18 protein-coding genes are annotated in these 20,740 nt (G+C 74.2%); 9 read left to right on the top strand and 9 right to left on the bottom strand.

The genetic code is table 11. The features are described 5' to 3' along the window. Position 1 precedes the first annotated feature (1 nt). Positions 2-1,609, bottom strand: coding sequence for a methyl-accepting chemotaxis protein (locus tag AB0M46_RS17500; RefSeq protein WP_363337047.1), 1,608 nt, complete (start codon positions 1,607-1,609; stop codon positions 2-4). Positions 1,610-1,766: 157 nt separating this feature from the next. Here AB0M46_RS17500 and AB0M46_RS17495 point away from each other — a divergent pair, with 157 nt between their 5' ends. The 4 genes from AB0M46_RS17495 to AB0M46_RS17480 all read left to right on the top strand — a co-directional run bounded on the left by AB0M46_RS17495 (position 1,767) and on the right by AB0M46_RS17480 (position 5,373). Beyond that, entirely contained in the window at positions 1,767-3,116 is a 1,350-nt protein-coding gene (locus AB0M46_RS17495; RefSeq protein ID WP_363337045.1) for an ATP-binding protein, read from the top strand. After that, positions 3,113-3,790, top strand: a complete 678-nt coding sequence (locus tag AB0M46_RS17490; protein WP_363337043.1) for a response regulator — start codon at positions 3,113-3,115, stop codon at positions 3,788-3,790. The genes AB0M46_RS17495 and AB0M46_RS17490 overlap by 4 nt, the downstream gene beginning before the upstream one ends. Positions 3,791-3,851: 61 nt before the next feature. Next, a complete protein-coding gene (locus AB0M46_RS17485; RefSeq protein ID WP_363337104.1) occupies positions 3,852-4,187 on the top strand; it encodes a PadR family transcriptional regulator in 336 nt (111 codons plus the stop codon). Positions 4,188-4,323: 136 nt separating this feature from the next. Continuing rightward, positions 4,324-5,373, top strand: coding sequence for a hypothetical protein (locus tag AB0M46_RS17480; RefSeq protein WP_363337042.1), 1,050 nt, complete (start codon positions 4,324-4,326; stop codon positions 5,371-5,373). A 133-nt stretch (positions 5,374-5,506) separates the two neighbouring features. On the opposite strand, the gene AB0M46_RS17475 is transcribed toward AB0M46_RS17480, so the two are convergent. The 5 genes from AB0M46_RS17475 to kdpF are packed head-to-tail and all read right to left on the bottom strand — an operon-like array spanning position 5,507 to position 12,663. Further along, entirely contained in the window at positions 5,507-7,993 is a 2,487-nt protein-coding gene (locus tag AB0M46_RS17475; RefSeq protein ID WP_363337040.1) for an ATP-binding protein, read from the bottom strand. Positions 7,994-7,995: 2 nt separating this feature from the next. Beyond that, on the bottom strand, positions 7,996-8,841 hold the full coding sequence (locus tag AB0M46_RS17470; RefSeq protein ID WP_363337038.1) for a potassium-transporting ATPase subunit C: 846 nt from the start codon (positions 8,839-8,841) through the stop codon (positions 7,996-7,998). After that, positions 8,841-10,916 (bottom strand): potassium-transporting ATPase subunit KdpB, encoded by a 2,076-nt coding sequence (gene kdpB, locus AB0M46_RS17465; protein WP_363337036.1) that lies wholly within the window; start codon positions 10,914-10,916, stop codon positions 8,841-8,843. The genes AB0M46_RS17470 and kdpB overlap by 1 nt, the downstream gene beginning before the upstream one ends. After that, on the bottom strand, positions 10,913-12,574 hold the full coding sequence (gene kdpA / locus AB0M46_RS17460) for a potassium-transporting ATPase subunit KdpA (RefSeq protein ID WP_363337034.1): 1,662 nt from the start codon (positions 12,572-12,574) through the stop codon (positions 10,913-10,915). The genes kdpB and kdpA overlap by 4 nt, the downstream gene beginning before the upstream one ends. After that, positions 12,574-12,663 carry a K(+)-transporting ATPase subunit F gene (kdpF, locus tag AB0M46_RS17455; protein ID WP_344620702.1) on the bottom strand — a complete coding sequence of 30 codons (90 nt, stop codon included), beginning with the start codon at positions 12,661-12,663 and terminating at the stop codon, positions 12,574-12,576. Before kdpF ends, kdpA begins: the two co-directional genes overlap by 1 nt. Positions 12,664-12,957: 294 nt before the next feature. On the opposite strand from kdpF, the gene AB0M46_RS17450 reads away from it, so the two are divergent. Further along, positions 12,958-13,782, top strand: a complete 825-nt coding sequence (locus AB0M46_RS17450; protein ID WP_363337032.1) for an alpha/beta fold hydrolase — start codon at positions 12,958-12,960, stop codon at positions 13,780-13,782. Positions 13,783-13,852: 70 nt separating this feature from the next. Here AB0M46_RS17450 and AB0M46_RS17445 read toward each other — a convergent pair whose 3' ends face one another. Next, the gene (locus tag AB0M46_RS17445; RefSeq protein WP_363337030.1) at positions 13,853-14,293 is read right to left on the bottom strand and encodes a hypothetical protein; all 441 of its coding nucleotides are present in this window, start codon (positions 14,291-14,293) and stop codon (positions 13,853-13,855) included. Between the two features lie 150 nt (positions 14,294-14,443). Between AB0M46_RS17445 and AB0M46_RS17440 the strand changes: the two genes are divergently transcribed. The 4 genes from AB0M46_RS17440 (at position 14,444) to AB0M46_RS17425 (ending at position 18,506) form a co-directional block, all read left to right on the top strand. After that, entirely contained in the window at positions 14,444-15,160 is a 717-nt protein-coding gene (locus AB0M46_RS17440) for a hypothetical protein (protein ID WP_363337028.1), read from the top strand. A gap of 36 nt (positions 15,161-15,196) precedes the next feature. Continuing rightward, on the top strand, positions 15,197-15,469 hold the full coding sequence (locus AB0M46_RS17435) for an acylphosphatase (RefSeq protein WP_363337026.1): 273 nt from the start codon (positions 15,197-15,199) through the stop codon (positions 15,467-15,469). 191 nt (positions 15,470-15,660) lie between these two features. After that, positions 15,661-17,820: an ATP-binding domain-containing protein gene (locus AB0M46_RS17430; protein WP_363337102.1), complete on the top strand. Its 2,160-nt coding sequence runs from the start codon at positions 15,661-15,663 to the stop codon at positions 17,818-17,820. Beyond that, positions 17,820-18,506: a DUF402 domain-containing protein gene (locus AB0M46_RS17425; RefSeq protein WP_363337025.1), complete on the top strand. Its 687-nt coding sequence runs from the start codon at positions 17,820-17,822 to the stop codon at positions 18,504-18,506. Before AB0M46_RS17430 ends, AB0M46_RS17425 begins: the two co-directional genes overlap by 1 nt. Here the strand turns inward: AB0M46_RS17425 and AB0M46_RS17420 are convergent. Beyond that, on the bottom strand, positions 18,454-19,008 hold the full coding sequence (locus AB0M46_RS17420) for a GNAT family N-acetyltransferase (protein ID WP_363337023.1): 555 nt from the start codon (positions 19,006-19,008) through the stop codon (positions 18,454-18,456). The two genes, AB0M46_RS17425 and AB0M46_RS17420, sit on opposite strands and share 53 nt — an antisense overlap. A 23-nt stretch (positions 19,009-19,031) precedes the next feature. Beyond that, a complete protein-coding gene (locus AB0M46_RS17415; RefSeq protein ID WP_363337021.1) occupies positions 19,032-20,729 on the bottom strand; it encodes a glycerol-3-phosphate dehydrogenase/oxidase in 1,698 nt (565 codons plus the stop codon). Positions 20,730-20,740 lie beyond the last annotated feature (11 nt).

Genomic DNA, 20,740 nt, shown 5'->3' with positions numbered 1-20,740 from the left:
ACTACACCCGGAACTGGTCGACCAGGACGCGCAGCTCGCGGCTCATCGCCGAGAGCTCCTCGGCCGCCGCGCGGGTGTCCTCGACCCCGCCGGTGGTGACCCGGGCCGCCTCGGAGATGGTGGAGATGTCGGCCGCGATGTCGGCCGAGCCGGCCGCGGCCCCGGAGATGTTGCGGCTCATCTGGTCGGTGGTGGCGGTCTGCTCCCGCACCGCCGCCGCGATCGTGGTCTGGTAGTCGCCCAGCCGCCCGGTGATCTCCACGATCCGGTTGATCGCCTCGGTCGCCGCCGACGTGTCGGCCTGGATGCTCTGCACCTTGCCGGCGATGTCCCCGGTCGCCCGGCCCGTCTCCTGGGCCAGCTCCTTGACCTCGTTGGCCACCACCGCGAAGCCCTTGCCGGCCTCCCCGGCCCGGGCCGCCTCGATGGTCGCGTTGAGCGCCAGGAGGTTGGTCTGCTCGGCGATGTCGGTGATCACCTTGACCACGTCGCCGATCTGCCGGCTCGAGCCCGACAGCCGGCCGATGACGTCGATCGCCGACTGGGTCAGCTCGGCCGTCTGGCCGCCGATCCGGGCCGCCTCGGCCGCGGTGCCGGAGATCTTCTGGATCGAGGCGCTCATCTCCTCCGCCCCCGCGGCGACCGTCTGCACGTTGCCGGAGACCTCGCCGGCCGAGGCGACGATCCGGCCGGACTGCGCCGAGGTCTGCTGGGCGCTGGACATGATCCGGCTGGACGTCTCGGTGAGCCGGTCGCTGGCCACCGCCACGGTCGAGGCCGAGCCGCTGATCGCCCGGACCGTCCCGGCGATCTTGTCCACGAACTGGTTGAACGAGCGGCTGACCGCGGTGAACTCGTCGTGGCCGGCGACCGCGAGGCGGCGGGTCAGGTCGCCCTCGCCCTCGGCGATGTCGGCCAGCCGGTCGCCGAGGGCCCGCAGCGGCCGCACCACCGACAGGGTCAGCGCCGAGGCGAGCACGATCGACAGCAGCAGCGCGACGGTGCCGACGATGTTGGCGGTACGGCTGGTGCCGGAGGCGGTCGAGCGGGCCGAGCGCTGCGCGTCGACGGCCTGCGCCTGGGCGTCGCGCAGCAGCTGGTCGACGGGGTCGGCGATGCGCGAGTACACCTCCAGCCCCTCGCCGGCGACCAGGTCGTTGGCCGCCGCGGGCGTGCCGGCCCGGAAGGCCGCGATGATCCGGTCGTCGAGGGCCCGGTAGTCGGCGAACGCGGTGCGGATGGCCCGGACCGAGGACTGCTCGCCGGCCTCCAGCGGCAGCGCGGCCATGGCGTCGAGCTCGCCGTCGAAGTCCTGCATCGACTCCAGGAACGCCTTGCGCGTCTCGGCGCTGTCCTCGGCCGCCCCGGCCACGCCGCGGGTGATGTCCAGGGCGTAGCCGGCCTGCCAGCCGGACACGTCGGTGATCCGGAACTTCAGCTGCTCGGCCGCGTCGAGCTGGGCCTGGGTGGCCGACAGGTGCGCGGCGGTGTCGCGGGTGCCGCGGGAGGCCGAGATGGCCGCGAGCCACATCGCCACCACGCACAACGACAGGACCAGGAACCCGATGACCAGCCGCGTCGTGACCCGCGTACGCCGGAGTACCTCCATGATCGGCTCATCGGCACCCCGGCGGGACCCCCGAGGAAAATCAGGGAATCGCGTCGGCGAGGACGTTGGCCACGGCCACCCGGGCCGGGTCCGGGTTGGCCCAGCGGCACCTGCACGGCCGGCCGGGCCTCACCCGGCCCGCTGCGACAATGACCGGGTGAGACGTGCCTCGACCGGCCTCGTGGTGGCCGTGGCCGGCCTCGGCCTGGCCACGTGCGTGCTGGAGCCGCTGCGCGGGCACCTGTCGCTCGCCTCGGTGGCGCTGCTGTTCCTGGTGCCCGTCGCCGCGGCCGCGATGACCGGCGGGCCGTGGCCGGCGATCGGGGCCGCGGTGGCCGCCGACGCGCTGGTCAACTTCTTCTTCGTGCCGCCGTACCACACGCTGCGCGTCGCCAGCACGGACAACGCGATCGTGCTGGTGGTGTACGTCCTCGTCGCCGCCGCGGTCGCGGTGGCCATGGACGTGGTGGCCCGGCAGCGGGCCGCGGTCGCCCGCCGGGAGGTCGAGTCGCGGCTGCTCGCCCAGCTCGGCGCCGCCCCGGCGGCCGGCGACGCGCTCGCCGGCATCCTGGCCCAGGTGCGCGACGCCTACGGGATGGACGCCGTCGCCCTGGTCGAGGACAGCACCCCGGTCGCGGCCGTCGGCGAACTCCCGGACGGTGCCCCGGCTCTCAGCATCGCCGCCGGGCCGGGGATGCGGCTGGACGCCTGGGGGCCGGCCCTCCTCGCCGAGGACCGGCAGACCCTCGGCCGGCTGGCCGCGGCGGCCGCCCGGCTGCGCGAGCGGCAGCACCTCGCCGACGAGGCGGCCCGCGCCCGCGAGCTGGCCGAGGTCGACCGGCTGCGCACCGCCCTGCTCGACGCGGTCAGCCACGACCTGCGCACGCCGCTGGCCGGGATCAAGGCGGCCGCGTCCAGCCTGCGCCAGCACGACGTGCGGTGGAGCCCGCAGGACCACGACGACCTGCTGGAGACCATCGAGGACGCCACCGACCGGATGACCGCCCTCGTCGAGAACCTGCTGTCGCTGAGCCGGCTGCGGGCCGGGGTGCTGTCCGCCACGCCGGAGCCGACCGCGCTGGACGCCGTCGCCGCCGGGGCTGTGCTGCAGCTGCCCGACCACGCCCGGGTCGCCGTCGACGTCCCCGACGACCTGCCGCTCGCCGTGGCCGACCCGGGCCTGCTGGAGCGCGTGGTGGCCAACCTGGTCGCCAACGCCCTGGCCGCCGCCCCGCACGTGCGCATCACCGGGGAACCTTCGGGCGACCGCGTGCGGCTCCTGGTCGCCGACGACGGCCCCGGCATCTCGGCCGCCGACCGGGCCACCATGTTCGAGCCGTTCCAGCGCCGCGGCGACCGCGGGCATGGCCAGGGCCTCGGGCTGGGCCTGGCCATCGTGCGCGGCTTCACCGAGGCGATGGGCGGCACGGTGACCGCCTCTGACACCCCCGGAGGAGGACTGACCATGACCGTGGAGCTGCTCGCCGTCGCGTGGGACGACGCGTGAGCGAGGTCCTCGTCGTCGACGACGACGAGCCGCTGCTGCGCACGCTGCGGCTCAACTTCGCCGCCCGCGGCTACCAGGTGCAGACCGCCACCAGCGCCGCCGCCGGGCTGGCCGCCGCCGCGAGTCACCCGCCCGACCTCGTCGTGGTCGACCTCGGCCTGCCCGACGGCGACGGGCTCGACGTGGTGACGGGCATCCGGGGGTACAGCACCGTGCCCATCATCGTGCTGTCGGCCCGCCACGGCGGCCCGACCACGGTAGCCGCCCTGGACGCCGGCGCCGACGACTACGTCACCAAGCCGTTCGGCATGGACGAGCTGCTGGCCCGGATCCGCGCGGCGCTGCGGCGGGCCGCGCCGGCCCCGGCCACCCCGGTGCTGCAGACCTCGTCGTTCCGCCTGGACCTGTCGGCGAAGCAGGCCACCGGACCGGACGGCCGGCCGGTGCGGCTCACCCCGACCGAGTGGCACCTGCTGGAGGTCCTGGCGCGGCACGCCGGGCAGCTGGTCGAGCACCGCACGCTGCTGCGGGAGGTGTGGGGGCCGAAGTACGAGCAGGAGACCAACTACCTGCGGGTCCACTTCGCCAACCTGCGGCGCAAGCTGGAGCCCGACCCGGCCCGGCCCCGCCACATCCGGACCGAGCCCGGCATCGGCTACCGCCTCGAGCCCTGACCCGCGCCAGGTTACGGTTGCCGATATGTGTCGGTGACCGTAGGCTGCCCGCATGACCGCCATGCGGGAACCGACGTTTCTCATCCTGACCGCGCTCGCGGCCGGGACACTGCACGGATATGGGCTGATCCAGGAGGTCAGCGAGCTGTCGCGGGGCGAGGTCGTGCTCGGCGCGGGGACGCTCTACGGGGCGCTGGACCGCCTCGCCGAGCAGGGCCTCATCGCCGTCGACCGCGACGAGGCCGTCGACGGCCGCCTGCGCCGGTACTACCGCCTGACCGACGAGGGCGCCGCGGCCCTGGCCACCGAGGCCGAGCGGCTGCGCCGGCACGCCGCGGCCGCCGTCGACCGTCTCCGCGGCCGCTCCGGCCTCGCCTTCGGCGGGGCGAGCACGTGAGCCGTCCGGAGACGGCCGCGAACCAGGGACACGGTGTCGCGGAGGTGGGCGTGAGCGGTCCGGAGCGCAGCGGAGGGGCCGCAAACCAGGGACACAGAGTCGCACGACGCCACCGGAGCGCAGCAGAGGTGGCGTCATGAGCCCGCTGCACCGCCGCTACGGGCGGCTGATGCTGGCCTACCCACGCGCGTACCGGCGCACGCACGGCGCCGAGATCCTCACCACGCTCATGGACGCCGCCGGCCCCGATCGCTCCCGGCCCACCGCCACCGAGGCCCGCGACCTGCTGCTCGGCGGCCTGCGGCAGCGCTTCCGGCTGCCGGTCGGCCGGCTGATCGTCGTGGCCGCGGTGCTCGCCGCGCTCACCGTGGGCGCCCTCGGCGCGGGCGCCGGATCGGCGCTGGGCTGGACCGCCGCCCAGCGCCCGCCCACCGACGCGGCCATCGCCGAGATCGCCGGGCTGGCGCTGGGCGAGCCGGTGCGCCCCGACGTCTCGCGGCAGCCGGAGGAGCACGGGCTGACCTACCAGATCCTGATCGGCACCGCGCGGCAAGGGGCCGGGTCGTGGTCGGCCGAGCAGGCCACGGACCGGCTGCGGGCCGCCGGTTGGACGGTGCGGCCGGCCCGGCTCATGCCGGCCGAGATCTCGTACTCGGACGCGGGTGGTGTCACCCGCTGGACCGGGGAGTCGGTCGACCTCGTCGCGCAACGCGACGGCCTGGTGCTGGACGTGAGCGTCACCCAGTCCCCGGGCCGCGGGAACAACGCGATCCTGTCGATCGAGCCGGCCGAACCCGCGCCGGTGCTGCCGCTCACCATCCTCGGCGCCGTGGCCGGCCTGATCGCCGGCTGGCTGCTCACCGCCCGGGTCGGCTACCGGCTGCGCCGCGCGGAGCCGTGGCAGCGGTTCTCGATCGCCGGTGTGGCGCTCGTCGCCGGGCTGCTGCTCGCGCCGCTGACGCTGCGCTCCTGGTTCATCACCGGGTGGGCGGTCACCGCCGTGACCGGGTCCGGGCCGCACGGGCTCGGCGGGCGGCCGCTGCTGGGTGCGTACACGGCCTATGTGGACTCCGCGGTCCCGGTCCTGCTCGCCGCCGGCGGGCTGCTCCTCGCGGCCGTGGCCGTGGTCCTGGCCCTGCTGACCCGCCCGGCCGCGGGTCCGGCCGAGCCCGAGGCGGCCGCGTAGCTCACGCGCCTGGCCCTGCTGGCCCGCCCGGCCTCGGGCCCGGCCGAGCCCGAGGCGGCCGCGTAGCTCACACGCCCGGCCCTGCTGACCCGCCCGGCCTCGGGCCCGGCCGAGCCCGAGGCGGCCGCATCGCTCACGCGCGGGGCAGGGTCAGGGTCATCGTCAGGCCGCCGCCCGGGGTGGGCTCCGGGACCAGGCTGCCGCCCATGGCCTCGGCCAGGCCCCGGGACAGGGCCAGGCCGAGGCCGACCCCGGTGGCGTTGTCGCGGTCGCCGAGGCGCTGGAAGGGCTGGAAGACCCGGTCGTGGTCGGTGGCCGGCAGGCCGGGGCCGTGGTCGACGACCCGGACCTCGACCTGGCCGGCGTGCTCGCTCGCGCTCACCGTGGGCGGGCTGCCCGGCGGGCTGTAGCGCAGCGCGTTGGCAAGCACGTTGACCAGGATCCGCTCCAGCAGGCCCGGGTCGGCGCTCACCTCCGGCAGCGTCTCCGGCAGGTTGATCGCGATGGCGGCGTCGAGGTCGTCGGCGGCCCGGGGCAGCGCGTCGGCCAGATCGACCGGCCGCACGACGAGGGCCAGGGCGCCGGCCTGCAGCCGGGACATGTCGAGCAGGTTCTCCACCAGCCGGGCGAGCCGGTCCAGGGACTCCTCGGCGGTGGCCAGCAGTTCGGCCTCGTCCTCGACCGAGAACTGCACGTCGGGGCTGCGCAGGCTGCCGACCGCGGCCTTGGCCGAGGCGAGCGGGGTGCGCAGGTCGTGGCTGACCGCGGACAGCAGCGCGGTGCGCAGCCGGTCGACCTCGGCCAGGGTGCCGGCCTGAGCGGCCCGCTCGGCCAGCCGCCGCTGGCGCAGCGCGATCGCGGCGTGCGCGGCGAACGCCTCGACCAGCCGGCGGGCCTCGGCCGGCAGCGGGTGCCCGCGCAGCACCAGGGCGACGTCATCGTCGACCGGGACCTCGGTCTCGCCGTCGGACGGGCTGGCGCTCGGATGCCCGCCGACCGACGCGGCCGTGCGCCACGGGGCGTGTTCCCCCTCGCGCTCCAGGAGCGTGACGGCGGTGAGGCCGAAGGACTCCCGGACCCGTTCGAGCAGCGCCTCGAGGGGGTTGTCGCCGTGCAGCACGCTGCCGGCGAGGGTGGCCAGGGTCTGCGCCTCGGCCGAGGCGCGGGCGGCGTCGCGGGCCCGGCGGGCCGCCCCGTCGACGACGGTCGCCACGGCGACGGCGACGAACACGAAGGCGACGAGGGCGAAGACGTTCTCCCGCTCGGCGATCGTGAGCCGGTACAGCGGTGGCGTGAAGTACCAGTTGAGCACAAGAAATCCGCCGATGGCGCAGAGCAGGGCGGGCAGCAGGCCGCCGAGCAGCCCGGCGCCCACGGCCAGGACCAGGTAGGCCAGGATGTCGCTGGGCAGCGACATGTCTGTGCGTGTGGCGTCGAGCACGACGGTGAGCAGCGGCAGGCCGGCCAGCCCGAGGACCAGGCCGGCGATGCGGCGGCGCAGGTCCAGGCCGCCGCGGCCGGCTCGCCAGGCGAACCGGCGGGCCTCCTCGTGACTGACGAGGTGCACGTCGATCGAGCCGGACGCGGCGGTGGTGGTGACGCCGACGCCGGGCGAGAAGATCTGGGCGAGGCGGCCGCGGCGGCTGGCGCCGAGGACGAGCTGGGTGGCGTTGACGCCGCGGGCGAAGTCGAGCAGGGCCCGCGGCACGTCGGCGCCGAGCACCTGGTGGTAGGTGCCGCCGAGCGACTCGACCAGCAGCCGCTGGCGGGTCAGGTTGGCCGGGTCGGCGCCGGCCAGCCCGTCGCCGCGGACCACGTGCACGGCCAGCAGGTCGGCCGCCTTGCTGCGGGCCGCCACCCGGGCCGCCCGGCGGATCAGCGTGTCGCCCTCGGGGCCGCCGGTGAGCGCCACCACCACCCGCTCCCGGGCCTCCCACGTCTTGTCGATGGCGTGCTCGGCCCGGTAGCGCTCCAGTTGCTCGTCGACCTTGTCGGCCAGCCAGAGCAGGGCCAGCTCGCGCAGGGCGGTGAGGTTGCCGACCCGGAAGTAGTTGCCGAGCGCCGCGTCGATCTTCTCGGGCCGGTAGATGTTGCCGTGGGCCATGCGGCGGCGCAGGGCCTCCGGCGTCATGTCGACGAGCTCGATCTGCTCGGCGCGGCGCACGACGACGTCGGGGACGGTCTCGCGCTGGGGGACGCCGGTGATGGACTCGACGACGTCGTTGAGGGACTCGAGGTGCTGGACGTTGACGGTGGTGAGCACGTCGATGCCGGCGGCGAGCAGGGTGTCGACGTCCTGCCAGCGTTTGGCGTGCCGGCCGCCCGGGATGTTGGTGTGGGCGAGCTCGTCGACGAGGGCGACCTCGGGGTGGCGGGCCAGCACGGCGTCGAGGTCCATCTCGGTGAACTGGCTGCCGCGGTACTGCACCGGCTTGCGCGCCACGACCTCCAGCCCGTCGAGCATCGCCTCGGTGAAGGGGCGGTCGTAGGTCTCGACCAGGCCCACGACCACATCGGTACCACGCTCCAGCCGGCGCCGCCCCTCCTCCAGCATCTTGTAGGTCTTGCCGACCCCGGGCGCGGCGCCGAGGTACACCCGCAGCGTCCCGCGCGTCGCCATCGTCAGCTCCCGTCCAGCGCGAGGTTGAGCCGCAGGACGTTGACCCCGGGCTCTCCCATGAATCCGAGCGTACGGCCGTCGGTGTGCTCTGCCACGAGCCTGCGCACCCGCTCCTGCGGCAGGTGGCGGGCCGCCGCCACCCGCGGCACCTGCAGCTCGGCGTAGGCGACGCTGATGTGCGGGTCGAGGCCGCTGCCACTGGCCGTCACCGCGTCGGCGGGCACCACCGGCTTGCCGGGCGCGCCGCCGCGCGCGGGGGTGACGACGCCGCCGCTGTAGTCCTCGCCGGGCTTGGCGCACTCGACGGTGACCCCTTTCCAGGTGGTGACGAACGGCGTCGCCGGGCAGGCCTCGTTGACGCTCACGGCGCGGGTCACGGGACCGGTGGCGCCGTTGCGGTGGTAGACGGCGAGGACCGCGCCGACGCCGCCCGGGGTGCAGAAGGGCCGGGATCCGTCGACGCCCTCGAGCTCCCCGACGCTCTTGCTACGGCCGCAGACCTGCGTGAGCAGACTTGGCTTGCCGGGGCTGTCCACGACGTTCTCGGGACCGAGGTTGCTCGCCGAGGTCGACGTCGGGTTGTAGCCGTTGCCGGCGGCGGAGGGGCGGGACTGGAAGTACTGCCGCAGCGGGTTGCCCTGCGCGTCGGTGAAGGACTGGCCGATGAGGGCGCTGCCGACGGGTTTGCCGTCCCTGGTGGCGAGGGAGCCGTCGGCGTGGCCGGCCAGGCCCGGGATGCGGGCGACGGCGACCATGAGCAGCGGGTAGGCGAGGCCGAGCACGATGGTCAGCACGACCAGGGCGCGCAGGGCGGCGAGGTGCTGGGCGAGCCAGGCTGGCAGGCGCATCAGGAGATCCCCGGGATGTTCATGATGATGAGGTCGATGATTTTGATGCCGATGAACGGCACGATGATCCCGCCCAGGCCGTAGACCAGCAGGTTGCGGCGCAGCATCGCCGCCGCGCTGGACGGCCGGTAGCGCACGCCGCGCAGGGCGAGGGGCACCAGGGCGACGATGACCAGGGCGTTGAAGACGACCGCGGACAGGATCGCCGAGGTCGGCGAGTGCAGCCGCATGATGTTGAGCGCGTCCAGTCCGGGGTAGATCGCGGCGAACATCGCCGGGATGATCGCGAAGTATTTGGCGATGTCGTTGGCGATGGAGAACGTGGTCAGCGCGCCGCGGGTGATGAGCAGCTGCTTGCCGATCTCGACGATCTCGATGAGCTTCGTCGGGTCGGAGTCCAGGTCGACCATGTTGCCGGCCTCTTTCGCCGCCGACGTGCCGGTGTTCATCGCCACGCCGACGTCGGCCTGCGCCAGGGCGGGAGCGTCGTTCGTGCCGTCGCCGGTCATCGCGACGAGCTTGCCACCGGTCTGCTCCTGCTTGATGAGCGCCATCTTGTCCTCAGGCGTGGCCTCCGCCAGGAAGTCGTCGACCCCGGCCTCCTCCGCGATGGCCCTGGCCGTGAGCGGGTTGTCACCGGTGATCATCACCGTGCGGATGCCCATCCGGCGCATCTCGTCGAACCGCTCCCGCATGCCCCGCTTCACCACGTCCTTGAGGTGGATCACGCCGAGGGTGCGGGCCGGGCGGCCCTCGACGCGCTCGGCCACCACCAGCGGCGTGCCGCCCATCGTCGACACCGCGTCCACAATGGACCCGACCTCGTTGGTCGGGTGGCCGCCGTGCTCGCGCACCCATTTCATCACCGCGGTCGCGGCGCCCTTGCGGACCTCGCGGCCGTCGATGTCCACGCCGGACATGCGGGTCTGGGCGGTGAACGGCACCCACGTGGCGCCGGTGACGTCGCGCTCACGCAGCCCGTGGTGCTCCTTGGCGTACACCACGATGGAACGGCCCTCGGGGGTCTCGTCGGCGAGCGACGAGAGCTGCGCCGCCTCCGCCAGCTCCTCGATGCCGACGCCCTCGACCGGCAGCAGGTCGCCCGCCTGCCGGTTGCCCAGCGTGATCGTGCCCGTCTTGTCCAGTAGCAGCGTGTTGACGTCGCCGGCCGCCTCGACCGCGCGGCCGGACGTGGCCAGGACGTTGCGCTGCACGAGCCGGTCCATGCCGGCGATGCCGATCGCGGACAGCAGCGCCCCGATCGTGGTCGGGATGAGGCAGACCAGCAGCGAGACCAGCACGATGCCAGTCACGCCGTCGGCGTTGAGCGCGGCGCTATCGGGCGCGAATGCCTGCACCGCCTTGCTGTAGATGGCCAGGGGCTGCAGCGTCGCGACGGCCAGCAGGAAGATGATCGTCAGCGACGCCAGCAGGATGTTCAGCGCGATCTCGTTCGGCGTCTTCTGCCGGTTCGCCCCCTCGACCAGGGAGATCATCCGGTCGATGAAGGACTCCCCCGGCTTCTGGGTGATCCGCACGACGATCCGGTCGGAGAGCACCTTGGTGCCGCCGGTGACCGCGGACCGGTCGCCGCCGGACTCGCGGATGACCGGCGCCGACTCGCCGGTGATGGCCGACTCGTCGACGGAGGCGATGCCCTCGATGACGTCGCCGTCGCCCGGGATGACCTGGCCCGCCTCGACGACCACGACGTCGCCCAGCCTGAGCTCGCTCGCCTTGACGGTGGTGCCGTCCGGGCGGTACGCCACGGTGTCCTGCTTGGCCTTGCGCAGCGTGGCCGCCTGGGCCTTGCCCCGCCCCTCGGCGACCGCCTCGGCCATGTTGGCGAAGAGCACGGTCAGCCACAGCCACACGGTGATGACCCAGGCGAACACGCTCGGGTGGGCCACCGCCAGGACGGTGGTGAAGACCGAGCCGACCTCCACCAGGAACATGACCGGGTTGCGCCACAGCGTCGCCGGATTGAGCTTGCGCAGCGCGTCCGGAGCGGACCGCCACATCTGTGCCGGGTCCAGCAGACCCCCGGCGATCCTGCGCGGCGTCGGGGTGGTCATCGGATGCCTTCCGCGAGCGGGCCGAGCGCGACGGCCGGCAGGTAGGTGAGCAGCACGACGATGACCGTGACGGCCACCACCATGCCGATGAAGAGGGGTTGGTACGTCTTGAGCGTCCCCGCCGACGCCGGCACCGGCTGCTGCCGGGCGAGCGAGCCGGCCAGGCCGAGGACGAGGACGATCGGCAGGAACCGGCCCAGCAGCATGCACAGGCCCAGCGCGGTGTTGTAGAACGCGGTGTTCGCGCTGATGCCCGCGAACGCCGAGCCGTTGTTGTTCGACGCCGAGGTGAAGGCGTAGAGCACCTCGGACAGGCCGTGGGCGCCCGGGTTGGCCATCGACGAGCGGGCCGCGGCGGACCCCATCGCGATCGCCGTGCCGACCAGCACCAGCGCCGGGGTCGTCAGCAGGTACAGCGACGCGAACTTGATCTCCCGCGCGCCGATCTTCTTGCCCAGGTACTCGGGCGTGCGACCGACCATGAGCCCGGCCACGAAGACCGTGATGACGGCCAGGATCAGCATGCCGTACAGCCCGGAGCCCACGCCGCCGGGAGCGACCTCGCCGAGCATCATGTTCAGCATCGTCACCATGCCGCCGAGCGCGGTGTACGAGTCGTGGAACGAGTTGACCGCGCCCGTGGACGTGAGCGTCGTGGCCGCCGCGAACGTCGCCGACTGGGGCACGCCGAAGCGGGTCTCCACCCCCTCCGTGGCCGCGCCCGCCGCGGCCGGCACGGTGCCGCCGTGGTGCAGCTGCAGCGCGTTGAGCGCGATCACGCTGCCGATCGCGAGGATCGCCATGATGCCGGCGATGGCCAGGCCCTGCCGCTTGTCGCCGACCATGCGGCCGAAGACGCGGGGCAGGCTGAACGGGATCAGCAGGATCAGGAAGATCTCGAACCAGTTGGTCCAGCCCGTCGGGTTCTCGAACGGATGGGCGCTGTTGACGTTGTAGAAGCCGCCGCCGTTGGTGCCGAGTTCCTTGATGACCTCCTGCGAGGCGACCGGCCCGCCGGTCACGTGCTGGGCGGCACCGGCCAGGGTGGTCGCGCCGGTGCCGCCGGACAGGTTCTGCACCACGCCCCCGGCGATGAGCACGACCGCGCCGACGACGGCGACCGGCAGCAGAATCCGCACGCTGACGCGGACCAGGTCGACCCAGAAGTTGCCGAGCTGGTCCGTCCTCGACCGCGCGAACCCCCGCACCAGCGCGAGCGCCACCGCGACGCCGACCGCGGCCGAGGTGAAGTTCTGCACCGCCAGGCCGGCCATCTGGACCAGGTGACCCATCGTGGCCTCGCCCGAGTACGACTGCCAGTTCGTGTTCGTCACGAAGCTCACGGCCGTGTTCCACGCCTGGTCCGGCTTCACCGGGTCGAACCCGAGGCTGAGCCACAAATGGTTCTGGACGCGCTGGAAGAGGTACAGGAACAGGATCGACACCGCCGAGAAGGCCAGCACGCTGCGGGCGTAGACGCCCCAGGACTGCTCGCCGTCCGGGTTCACCCCGGTCGCGCGGTAGAGCACCTTCTCCGCGCGCAGGTGCCGGGCCGAGGTGACGGCCCGGTACATGAGGTCGCCGAAGGGCCGGTGCACCAGGACCAGGGCCGCGATCAGGGAGAGGATGAACAGCACGCCGGCCGTTGTCTGACTCATCAGAACCGTTCCGGGAAGAGGAGCGCGGCGATCAGGAAGACGGTCATCGCGACCGCGAGGACGAGGCCGGCGAGGTTCTCGGCGTTCACAGCCGCTCCACCGCCCGCACCGCCAGGCCGAGGACCACGAAGGCCGCGATCGTCAGCAGTACGAACACCACATCAGCCACCGGGGGTGCCTCCTTCGTCGTGCACTGGGACGCACGGCGTTCACCGCGACCAAGGGCAAGTCAAGGCCGCGTGGATTCGGCCGCCCAGGCACGTTGACGAAATCCCTACGCGGAGCCTCGATTTCTTGACGCGTTCTTGGCGCCGGTTGGAGTCCTCCGTCACACGGCGCCGCCGAAGCCCGGCCTTGCTGATCGTCTTCGTTAGGCTCCCCGCATGCTTCGCAGCGCCCGCCTACGGCGCGATCCCGGCCCGCCGCCGCCCGACGCACACGCGGTGGCCGCCGGCCACGACACCCGGCTGCTGTCCCACGGCGCCCGCCGCCCCCGCTCGGTCCTGCTGCTGCACGGCTACACCCACTCCCCGGCCCAGCTCGACGGCCTGGCCGAGCGCTTCTTCGCCCGCGGCTACAACGTGCTGGTCCCCCGCGCCCCCGGCCACGGCCTGACCGACCCGGACGCGCACGCCACCGTGACCGCGCCCGCCCTGCTCGGCTACGCCACCGCGGCGCTGGACCGCATCGCCGAGCTGGGCGAGGAGACCGGCGTCGTGGGCGTCTCCGCGGGCGCGGTGCTGGCCACCTGGCTGGCGGCGTTGCGCCCCGGCGTCGTGCGCCGCCTGCTCGTCCTCGCCCCGCTCTTCGCCCCGCACCCGGGCCAGGTGCCGGCCGCGGTCCGCGTGCCGCTGCAGGTGCTCTACGGGCTGCGGGCGCTGCCGGACCGCCGCAACGCCCGCGGCTACTCCTACCGGGCCGTCGCCCAGTACCTGCGGATCGTGGCCAGCTACCCCTCCGTCTTCCCGGCGGACGGCGTGCGGCACGTGGCCGCGGTCCTCTCCCCCGGCGACACCACGGTCGACCCGCGGGCGGCCTTCGACCTGCCGGCCCGGCTGGCCCGGTCGGCCGGCGCGACCCTGCGGCTGGACACCCTGCCGGCCGGCCTGGGCCTGGCCCACGACATCATCTCGGCCCACCGCCTCGGCCCGCACGCGCCGGTGCTCAACGAGCGCTACGTCGAGCTCTACGAGGACACCTACCGGTAGCTACGCCACTGCCCGGCATGCTGCCCCAGACGGCCAGGGCGGGCACGGCCGCGCCCGCCCGGCGTCGGCGTCACCGTGAGTGCTCGGCGAAGACCGAGCGCCATGCCTCTTCGCGGTCCGGCTCGCCGGCGTCGGACGGCGGGATGTCCCGGCCCCGCTGCAGGAGGCTGCCCGGGCCGAGCAGGTCCGCGCGCCAGGTCACGAACCGCCCGCGCAGGTCGTCGTGGCACCGGGCGCTCCAGGCCCACAGCCAGTCGACCATGTCGTCGGCGAGGTGCAGGCGGCGGGCCGGCATGCCGCCGCGGGCGAAGTTGACCAGGAAGATCTCGAACGCCGCCGCGTCGCGCAGCTGGGCGCAGTAGGCCGCGCCCTGGGTGCCGATCATGAAGGCGGTGCGGCCGACCAGGCGGGCCACGTTCTCGGCGGTGGGCGGGACGCCGCCGGTCGTGAGCAGTTCCATGAAGTAGACCGGGTACAGCACTGGCACGTCGCGCGGGGCCGGGTACGCCATGGCGCTCAATTATCGGCAGGGGCGAAGCGGATTCGGGCGTACCAACGGGCCGACCGAGCCTCCGAACGCCCTACGCCGCTGTGCGGCCCGGCACTCCGGTCACCCGAGACGGGGCAGCGGCGGGCGGCGCGGGCGTGTAGCTTGCCGCGCGTGAACGGCAAGATTGCGGCCGGTGTGGCCGCGGCGCTGGTGGCGGGTTGTTGCGGTTTTGCGCTGTACCGCCACTTCGTCCCGAATCATCACGCGTCCGGCGACAAGGGGTGTGTGGTGGACGCGGCCAAGGCGGGCCAGCTGCGGCCCGGTCGGTGCGCCGACTCGCACCAGGCCGAGCTCGTCGACTTCTTCTACCCGGACGGGGCGCGGGAGGGCTGTCACCGGTCGGCCGAGGAGTTCCTGGGCGGGCCGCTCGCCGACTCCCAGGTCGAGCTGGATCTGCTCGACTACGTGCGGGAGGACTACACGTCGCAGGCGTGCGCACTCTTCGTGGTCAGCGACTCCGCGGGCACCAGGGCGTCACACAGCGGCAGCCTGCAGGGCACCATGAGCGGCGAGCGCCCGATGGCCGTCACCTGCGGGCGGTACACCGACGGCGTGCTGACGTACGTGGCCTGCACCGAGCCGCACGCGGCGGAGTACGTCGGGTCCACTGTGGACGGCGGCGACCACGACGGGAGCTGCCGCCAGGCGGCCGCGGCGTACCTCGGGCTGAGCGCGGACGAGTTCACGGGCCGGCACGACCTGGAGTCGCACTGGCTGAAGACCCCGCGCGACGGCGGCCGGGTCGGCTGCGTCGTGGTGGAGGCCGCCGGCAAGGACGTGCTGACCAAGTCGGTCAAGGGTTTGCGCGCCGGCCCGCTGCCGGTCTGAGGCAACGGCGGGCGTTGCGGGCGGTACCGTCGAGGCATGATCCGCAAAAGGGTGCTCGTGACCGGGCGGGTGCAAGGGGTGTACTTCCGCGACACCTGCCGCCGGGTGGCCCAGGCGCGCGGCGTGGCCGGGTGGGTGCGCAACCTGCCGGACGGGCGGGTCGAGGCCGTGTTCGAGGGCGGCGAGGAGCCGGTCGGGGACCTCGTCGCGTGGGCCGGGCGGGGGCCGGAGACGGCCGAGGTGACCGACGTGCTCGTGCACGACGAGGCGGCCGAGGGCCTGGTGGACTTCGAGATCCGCAGAGGCTGATGAGAACCTCCGGCGCCTGAGAACCTCCGGCGACGGCGCGCCGGGATAGCGGCCGGGCCCGCGAATGCGCTAATCTCGCGAGCCGGGGATGCGCTATGGACTTAAGCGCACAATCCCACAAATACATGATAGCACCTGGAGGCGCGTTGTCAAGAGCCCGCGAGCTACTCGCCGAGCAGGGATACGTGACGATGCTGTACGACCACCTCGACGACCTGCGGGCGCACGCCGCCGCCCGCCTCGAGGCCACGCTGCGCGAGCCGGCCCCGAGCCCGCAGGCCCGCTCCCAGCGCGACGCGGCGGCCGCGCTGCACGCCGGCCGGGTGGCCCGCTACGACGCCGTCGAGGCCGGCCTGTGCTTCGGCCGCCTCGACCTGCGCGACGGCACCCGTCGCTACGTCGGCCGGACCGGCATCTTCGACGACGACGGCGGCGACTACGAGCCGCTGCTGGTGGACTGGCGGGCCCCGGCCGCCCGGCCCTTCTACGTGGCCACCGCGGCCAGCCCGCACGGCGTGGTCCGCCGCCGCCACATCCGCACCCGCGGCCGCGCCGTGCAGGCGCTCGACGACGACGTGCTCGACCTCGACCGCGCGGACGCGACCCGTTCGAGCGACGGGGCCCTGCTCGCCGCGCTGAACGCCCGCCGCACCGGCCGGATGCGCGACATCGTGGCGACGATCCAGGCCGAGCAGGACCGGGTGATCCGGGCCGACCTGGGCGGAGTCCTGGTGGTGCAGGGCGGCCCCGGCACCGGCAAGACCGCCGTGGCGCTGCACCGCGCGGCGTTCCTGCTCTACACGCACCGCGAGCGCCTCGGCCCGCGCGGCGTGCTCGTCGTCGGCCCGAATGCGACGTTCCTGCGCTATATCTCGCAGGTGCTGCCGTCCCTGGCCGAGACGGGTGTACTGCTGGCCACCCCCGGCGACCTCTTCCCCGGCGTGACGGCACGCGCCGCCGAACCGCCCGCCGTGGCGGAACTGAAGGGCCGCGCGTGCATGGCCTCCATCGTGGCCGCGGCGGTCCGGGACCGGCAACGTGCCGATCCGGACGACCTCGGCCTCGAACCGTCCATTGTGGAGGCCGCCCGGGCGAAGGCGCGGGCCACCGGGCGGCCGCACAACCTGGCCCGGCCGGTGTTCCAGGCGGCCGTGCTGGACGCGCTCACCGAGCAGGTCGCCACGCGGATCGGCCGGGACCCGTTCTGGGACGACCCGCTCGGCGGCGGCGACGCCCTCGCGAGCCCGGACCTGCTCGACGCGGGCGACCGGGCGGACATCCGGGCCGGGCTGGCCGAGGACCCGGCCGTGCGGGCCGCGCTGGACCGGCTGTGGCCGGCGCTCACCCCGCAGCGGCTGCTGACCGACCTGTTCGCCTCCGACGAGCTGCTGGCCTCGGCGGCGCCGGACCTGGAGCCGGCCGAGCGGGCGCTGCTGCGGCGGGAAGCGGGCGGCGGGTGGGCGGCCTCGGACGTAGCACTGCTGGACGAGGCGGCCGAGCTTCTCGGCGAGGACGACCGCCCCGCGCGGGCCCGGGCCACGGCGCGGCGGGCCGCCGCGCTGCAGTACGCGCAGGGCGTGCTCGACGTGTCGGCCGGCTCGATGTCCTACGAGCTGGAGGACGACCCGGAGGCCGGGATCCCGAACGTGGCGTCGGTCCTGCCCGCCGCGGCCCTGGCCGATCGGCACGACGGCCAGGAGCGCCCGAGCACCGCGGCCAAGGCCGCCGCCGACCGCCGCTGGGCGTTCGGCCACGTCATCGTCGACGAGGCTCAGGAGCTGTCCCCGATGGCCTGGCGGCTGCTGATGCGCCGCTGCCCGTCCCGCTCGATGACCGTGGTGGGCGACCTGGCCCAGAGCGGCTCCCCCGGCGGTCCGGCGTCGTGGGCGGAGGTCTTCGCGCCGTACGTGGCCGACCGCTGGCGCCTGGCCGAGCTGACCGTCAGCTACCGTACGCCCGCGGAGGTCATGGCGGTTGCGGCCCGTCTCCTGCCGGGCGTCGTGCCGCCCCGCCCGGTGCGCCACAGCGGCGTCGTCCCGTGGGAGTCGTCCGGTCCCCCGGCCGAGTTGGCCCGGCTGGTCGCCGCGGAACGTGCGTGTCTCGACGAGGGGCGGCTGGCGGTCATCGCGCCGGATTCCCTGATCGCCGGCCTGTCGCGCGTGCTGGATCTCCCGGCCACGCCGGACCTGGACGATCCGGCGGTCCTGCTGACGCCCACGCAGGCCAAGGGGCTCGAGTTCGACACGACGATCGTGGTCGACCCGGACGGCATGGCCGGCGCGGGCGACCTGTACGTCGCCCTGACCCGCGCGACCCACCGCCTGGGCGTCTTCCGCCCGATAATGCGGTGATGGACCTGTTGTACCGCAACTTCCGGCCCAACGGCGAGCTGACGCTGGTCATGCCGCAGCGCCTCCTCGCGGACGACGACCGCGGCGTGCTGACCTGGCGCCCGATCGGCACCCCCCACCTCTTCCTGCGCACCGTGGACGGCCGCGACCGCCGGGCGCTGCCGTTCGCGCAGCGCCACACGGTGCAGTGGCGGCTCACCCCGGTGGCCTGGTCCACCCGGCACGTGCTGCACCTGTTCCGCCCGGGCCGCGCCCACTCGGTGTGGTGGATGTTCGACGAGGACTTCCGGCTGGACCGCTGGTACGTCAACCTGGAAGCCCCGCCCGCGCGCTGGAGCGGCGGCATCGACACGTCCGACCACGCCCTGGACGTGGTCGTCGCCCCGGACCGCACCTGGCGCTGGAAGGACGAGGACGAGTTCGAGGAGCGCACCGGCCACCCGGACTACTGGACCGCCGGGCAGGCCGCCGGGATCCGCGCCGAGGGCGAGCGGGTCATCGCCGACGTCGAGGCCGGAGTCTTCCCCTTCGATGGCGCGTGGTGCGACTTCCGCCCGGACCCGTCCTGGCCCCTGCCCGCCCTCCCCGACGAGGGCTGGGACCGCCCCCGGGCCACGAGCGGCCCGCCGTACGCTACCCCGCCGGCCGCGCCGGCCCCGCCGTCCAGGCGAACTGGCGGGCCGTGATGCCGAACCAGCGATCGGTCAGGCCCTCGTCGGCCATGCCGAGCCGGCCCGCCACCGCCTGCGACGCGGCGTTGCCGGGATCGGTCAGGGCGAGCACCCGGTGGACACCGGCCGCGGCGGCGGCATCGAGCAGGGCCCGCGCGGCCTCGGTGACCAGGCCGCGCTTCTGGTGGTCGGGGTGCAGGTGCCAGCCGATCTCGATCTGATCGGTCGGACCGCCGGCGTCGTGCAGCGGCAGGAGCAGCACCGTCCCCACCGGCTCCAGCGCCGCACCCTCGAGCGGCGCGAGCGCCCAGAGCCCCAAGGGGGGCTCGAGGCCCGCCTCCCGCTCGTGCCACCGGGCGAGCCGTTCCCGCGCCTCCGCCAGGTCCCGGACGGCGCGCCGCGGCGGTGCGCCGAGCCAGCGCATGACCTCCCAGCGCGAGTAGATCTCGAAGTACGCGGCCAGGTCGCCGTCTTCCCAGCGCCGCAGCCGAATCCGTGCCGTCCGGAGCAGTTCCATGGCCACAAGTTAGCGCGCGCAGCTCAGGCGGCGTGCACCACCGGGACCACGTCGGGGGCCTCGCGGCGGATCAGCTCCGCGGTGCGGTCGTCCGGCTGGTCCTGGGAGGAGCGCTCCGCCTCCACGCGCAGCCGGTAGCTGTCCACCTCGCGGTCGACCTGCTCGGCGGTCCAGCCGAGGACGTCGGCCATCAGGCCGGCGACGGGGCGTACCGCGGTCATGCCCCGGTCGAACGTCTCGATCGAGATGCGGGTCCGGCGGGTCAGCACGTCCTCGACGTGGCGGGCACCCTCGGCCTCGACGGCGTAGCGCACCTCCGCCCGCAGGTAGTCGTCGGCGCCTGGCACCGGCTCGGCCAGGCCCGGGTCGGCGCGGATCAGGTCCAGCACCTCGGGGACGAGGCTGCCGTACCGGCCGAGGAGGTGCTCGACCCGGGCGATGTGCAGGCCGCTCTCGGCGGCGAGCGTGGCGCGCCGATTCCACAGGGCCGCGTACCCGTCGGCGCCGACGAGCGGGATCTGGTCGGTGCACGACGGGGGTCGCGCCCCGCCCAGGTTGTGCACCGCGGCGTCGACGGCGTCGGCGGCCATCACCCGGTACGTGGTGTACTTGCCGCCCGCGACCGCGACGACCCCGGGCACCGGCGTGGCGACGAGGTGCTCGCGGGACAGCTTCGACGTGAGCTCCGACTCGCCGGCCAGCAGCGGGCGCAGGCCGGCGTAGATGCCCTCGACGTCGTCGCGGCGCAGCGGCGTGGCGAGGACCTTGTTGACCTCGCGCAGCAGGTAGTCGATGTCGGCGCTCGTCGCGGCCGGGTGCGCCTTGTCCAGGGTCCAGTCGGTGTCGGTGGTACCGACGATCCAGTGCCGGCCCCACGGGATGACGAACAGCACGCTGGTCGCGGTGCGCAGGATCATGCCGGTGGCGGACCGGATGCGGTCGCGGGGCACGACCAGGTGGATGCCCTTGGAGGCGCGGACGCGGAACTGGCCGCGTTCGCCGATCATCGCCTGGGTGTCGTCGGTCCAGACGCCGGTCGCGTTGACCACCTGCCGGGCGCGGACCTCGAACTCCCGGCCGTCCTCCAGATCGCGGACCCGCACGCCGGTGATCCGGCCGCCCTCGCGCAGGAACCCGATGACCTGCGCGCGGGTCAGCACGTGCGCGCCGTAGGCGGCGGCGGTGCGGGCGACGAACATCGTGTGGCGGGCGTCGTCGACCTGCGCGTCCCAGTACTGGATGGCGCCGACGAAGCTGTCCGGGCGCAGCGCCGGGCAGACCCGCAGCGCGGCGCGCCGGGTCAGTTGGCGGTGGCGCGGCAGGGCGCCTTGGCCGCGGCCGGCCATGATGTCGTACAGCGTGACGCCGGCGCCGACGTAGCCGCGCTCCCACACGCGGCGGGTGAGCGGGTACAGGAAGCGCACCGGCCGGACCAGGTGCGGGGCCAGCCGGCGCAGGAGGAGGTTGCGCTCGTGCAACGCCTCGCGGACCAGCCGGAAGTCGAGCATCTCGAGGTAGCGCAGCCCGCCGTGGATGAGTTTGCTCGAGCGGCTCGAGGTCCCGCTGGCGAAGTCGCGCATCTCCAGCAGGCCGGTGGACAGGCCGCGGGTGGTGGCGTCGAGGGCGCAGCCGGCCCCGACCACGCCGCCGCCGATGACGACGACGTCGAGCTCGGTGCCGGTGAGGGCCGCGAGGGCCTCGTCCCGGGCGGTCGGTGACATGGTGCCGGTGT

It is taken from the genome of Dactylosporangium sp. NPDC051485 (assembly GCF_040682015.1).
In the GTDB taxonomy this organism is placed as follows: Bacteria; Actinomycetota; Actinomycetes; order Mycobacteriales; family Micromonosporaceae; genus Dactylosporangium.
This window is presented reverse-complemented; position numbering and strand designations above follow the sequence as displayed.

Bases quoted from the DNA above. Each gene is read 5' to 3' on its own strand.
- AB0M46_RS17470 (WP_363337038.1), bottom strand. From the start codon at position 8,841: ATGCGCCTGCCAGCCTGGCTCGCCCAGCACCTCGCCGCCCTGCGCGCC.
- AB0M46_RS17425 (WP_363337025.1), top strand. From the start codon at position 17,820: ATGGACCTGTTGTACCGCAACTTCCGGCCCAACGGCGAGCTGACGCTG.
- AB0M46_RS17500 (WP_363337047.1), bottom strand. From the start codon at position 1,609: ATGGAGGTACTCCGGCGTACGCGGGTCACGACGCGGCTGGTCATCGGG.
- AB0M46_RS17420 (WP_363337023.1), bottom strand. From the start codon at position 19,008: ATGGAACTGCTCCGGACGGCACGGATTCGGCTGCGGCGCTGGGAAGAC.
- AB0M46_RS17435 (WP_363337026.1), top strand. From the start codon at position 15,197: ATGATCCGCAAAAGGGTGCTCGTGACCGGGCGGGTGCAAGGGGTGTAC.
- AB0M46_RS17480 (WP_363337042.1), top strand. From the start codon at position 4,324: ATGAGCCCGCTGCACCGCCGCTACGGGCGGCTGATGCTGGCCTACCCA.
- kdpA (WP_363337034.1), bottom strand. From the start codon at position 12,574: ATGAGTCAGACAACGGCCGGCGTGCTGTTCATCCTCTCCCTGATCGCG.
- AB0M46_RS17485 (WP_363337104.1), top strand. From the start codon at position 3,852: ATGCGGGAACCGACGTTTCTCATCCTGACCGCGCTCGCGGCCGGGACA.
- AB0M46_RS17450 (WP_363337032.1), top strand. From the start codon at position 12,958: ATGCTTCGCAGCGCCCGCCTACGGCGCGATCCCGGCCCGCCGCCGCCC.
- kdpB (WP_363337036.1), bottom strand. From the start codon at position 10,916: ATGACCACCCCGACGCCGCGCAGGATCGCCGGGGGTCTGCTGGACCCG.
- AB0M46_RS17415 (WP_363337021.1), bottom strand. From the start codon at position 20,729: ATGTCACCGACCGCCCGGGACGAGGCCCTCGCGGCCCTCACCGGCACC.
- AB0M46_RS17475 (WP_363337040.1), bottom strand. From the start codon at position 7,993: ATGGCGACGCGCGGGACGCTGCGGGTGTACCTCGGCGCCGCGCCCGGG.
- AB0M46_RS17445 (WP_363337030.1), bottom strand. From the start codon at position 14,293: ATGGCGTACCCGGCCCCGCGCGACGTGCCAGTGCTGTACCCGGTCTAC.
- AB0M46_RS17430 (WP_363337102.1), top strand. From the start codon at position 15,661: ATGCTGTACGACCACCTCGACGACCTGCGGGCGCACGCCGCCGCCCGC.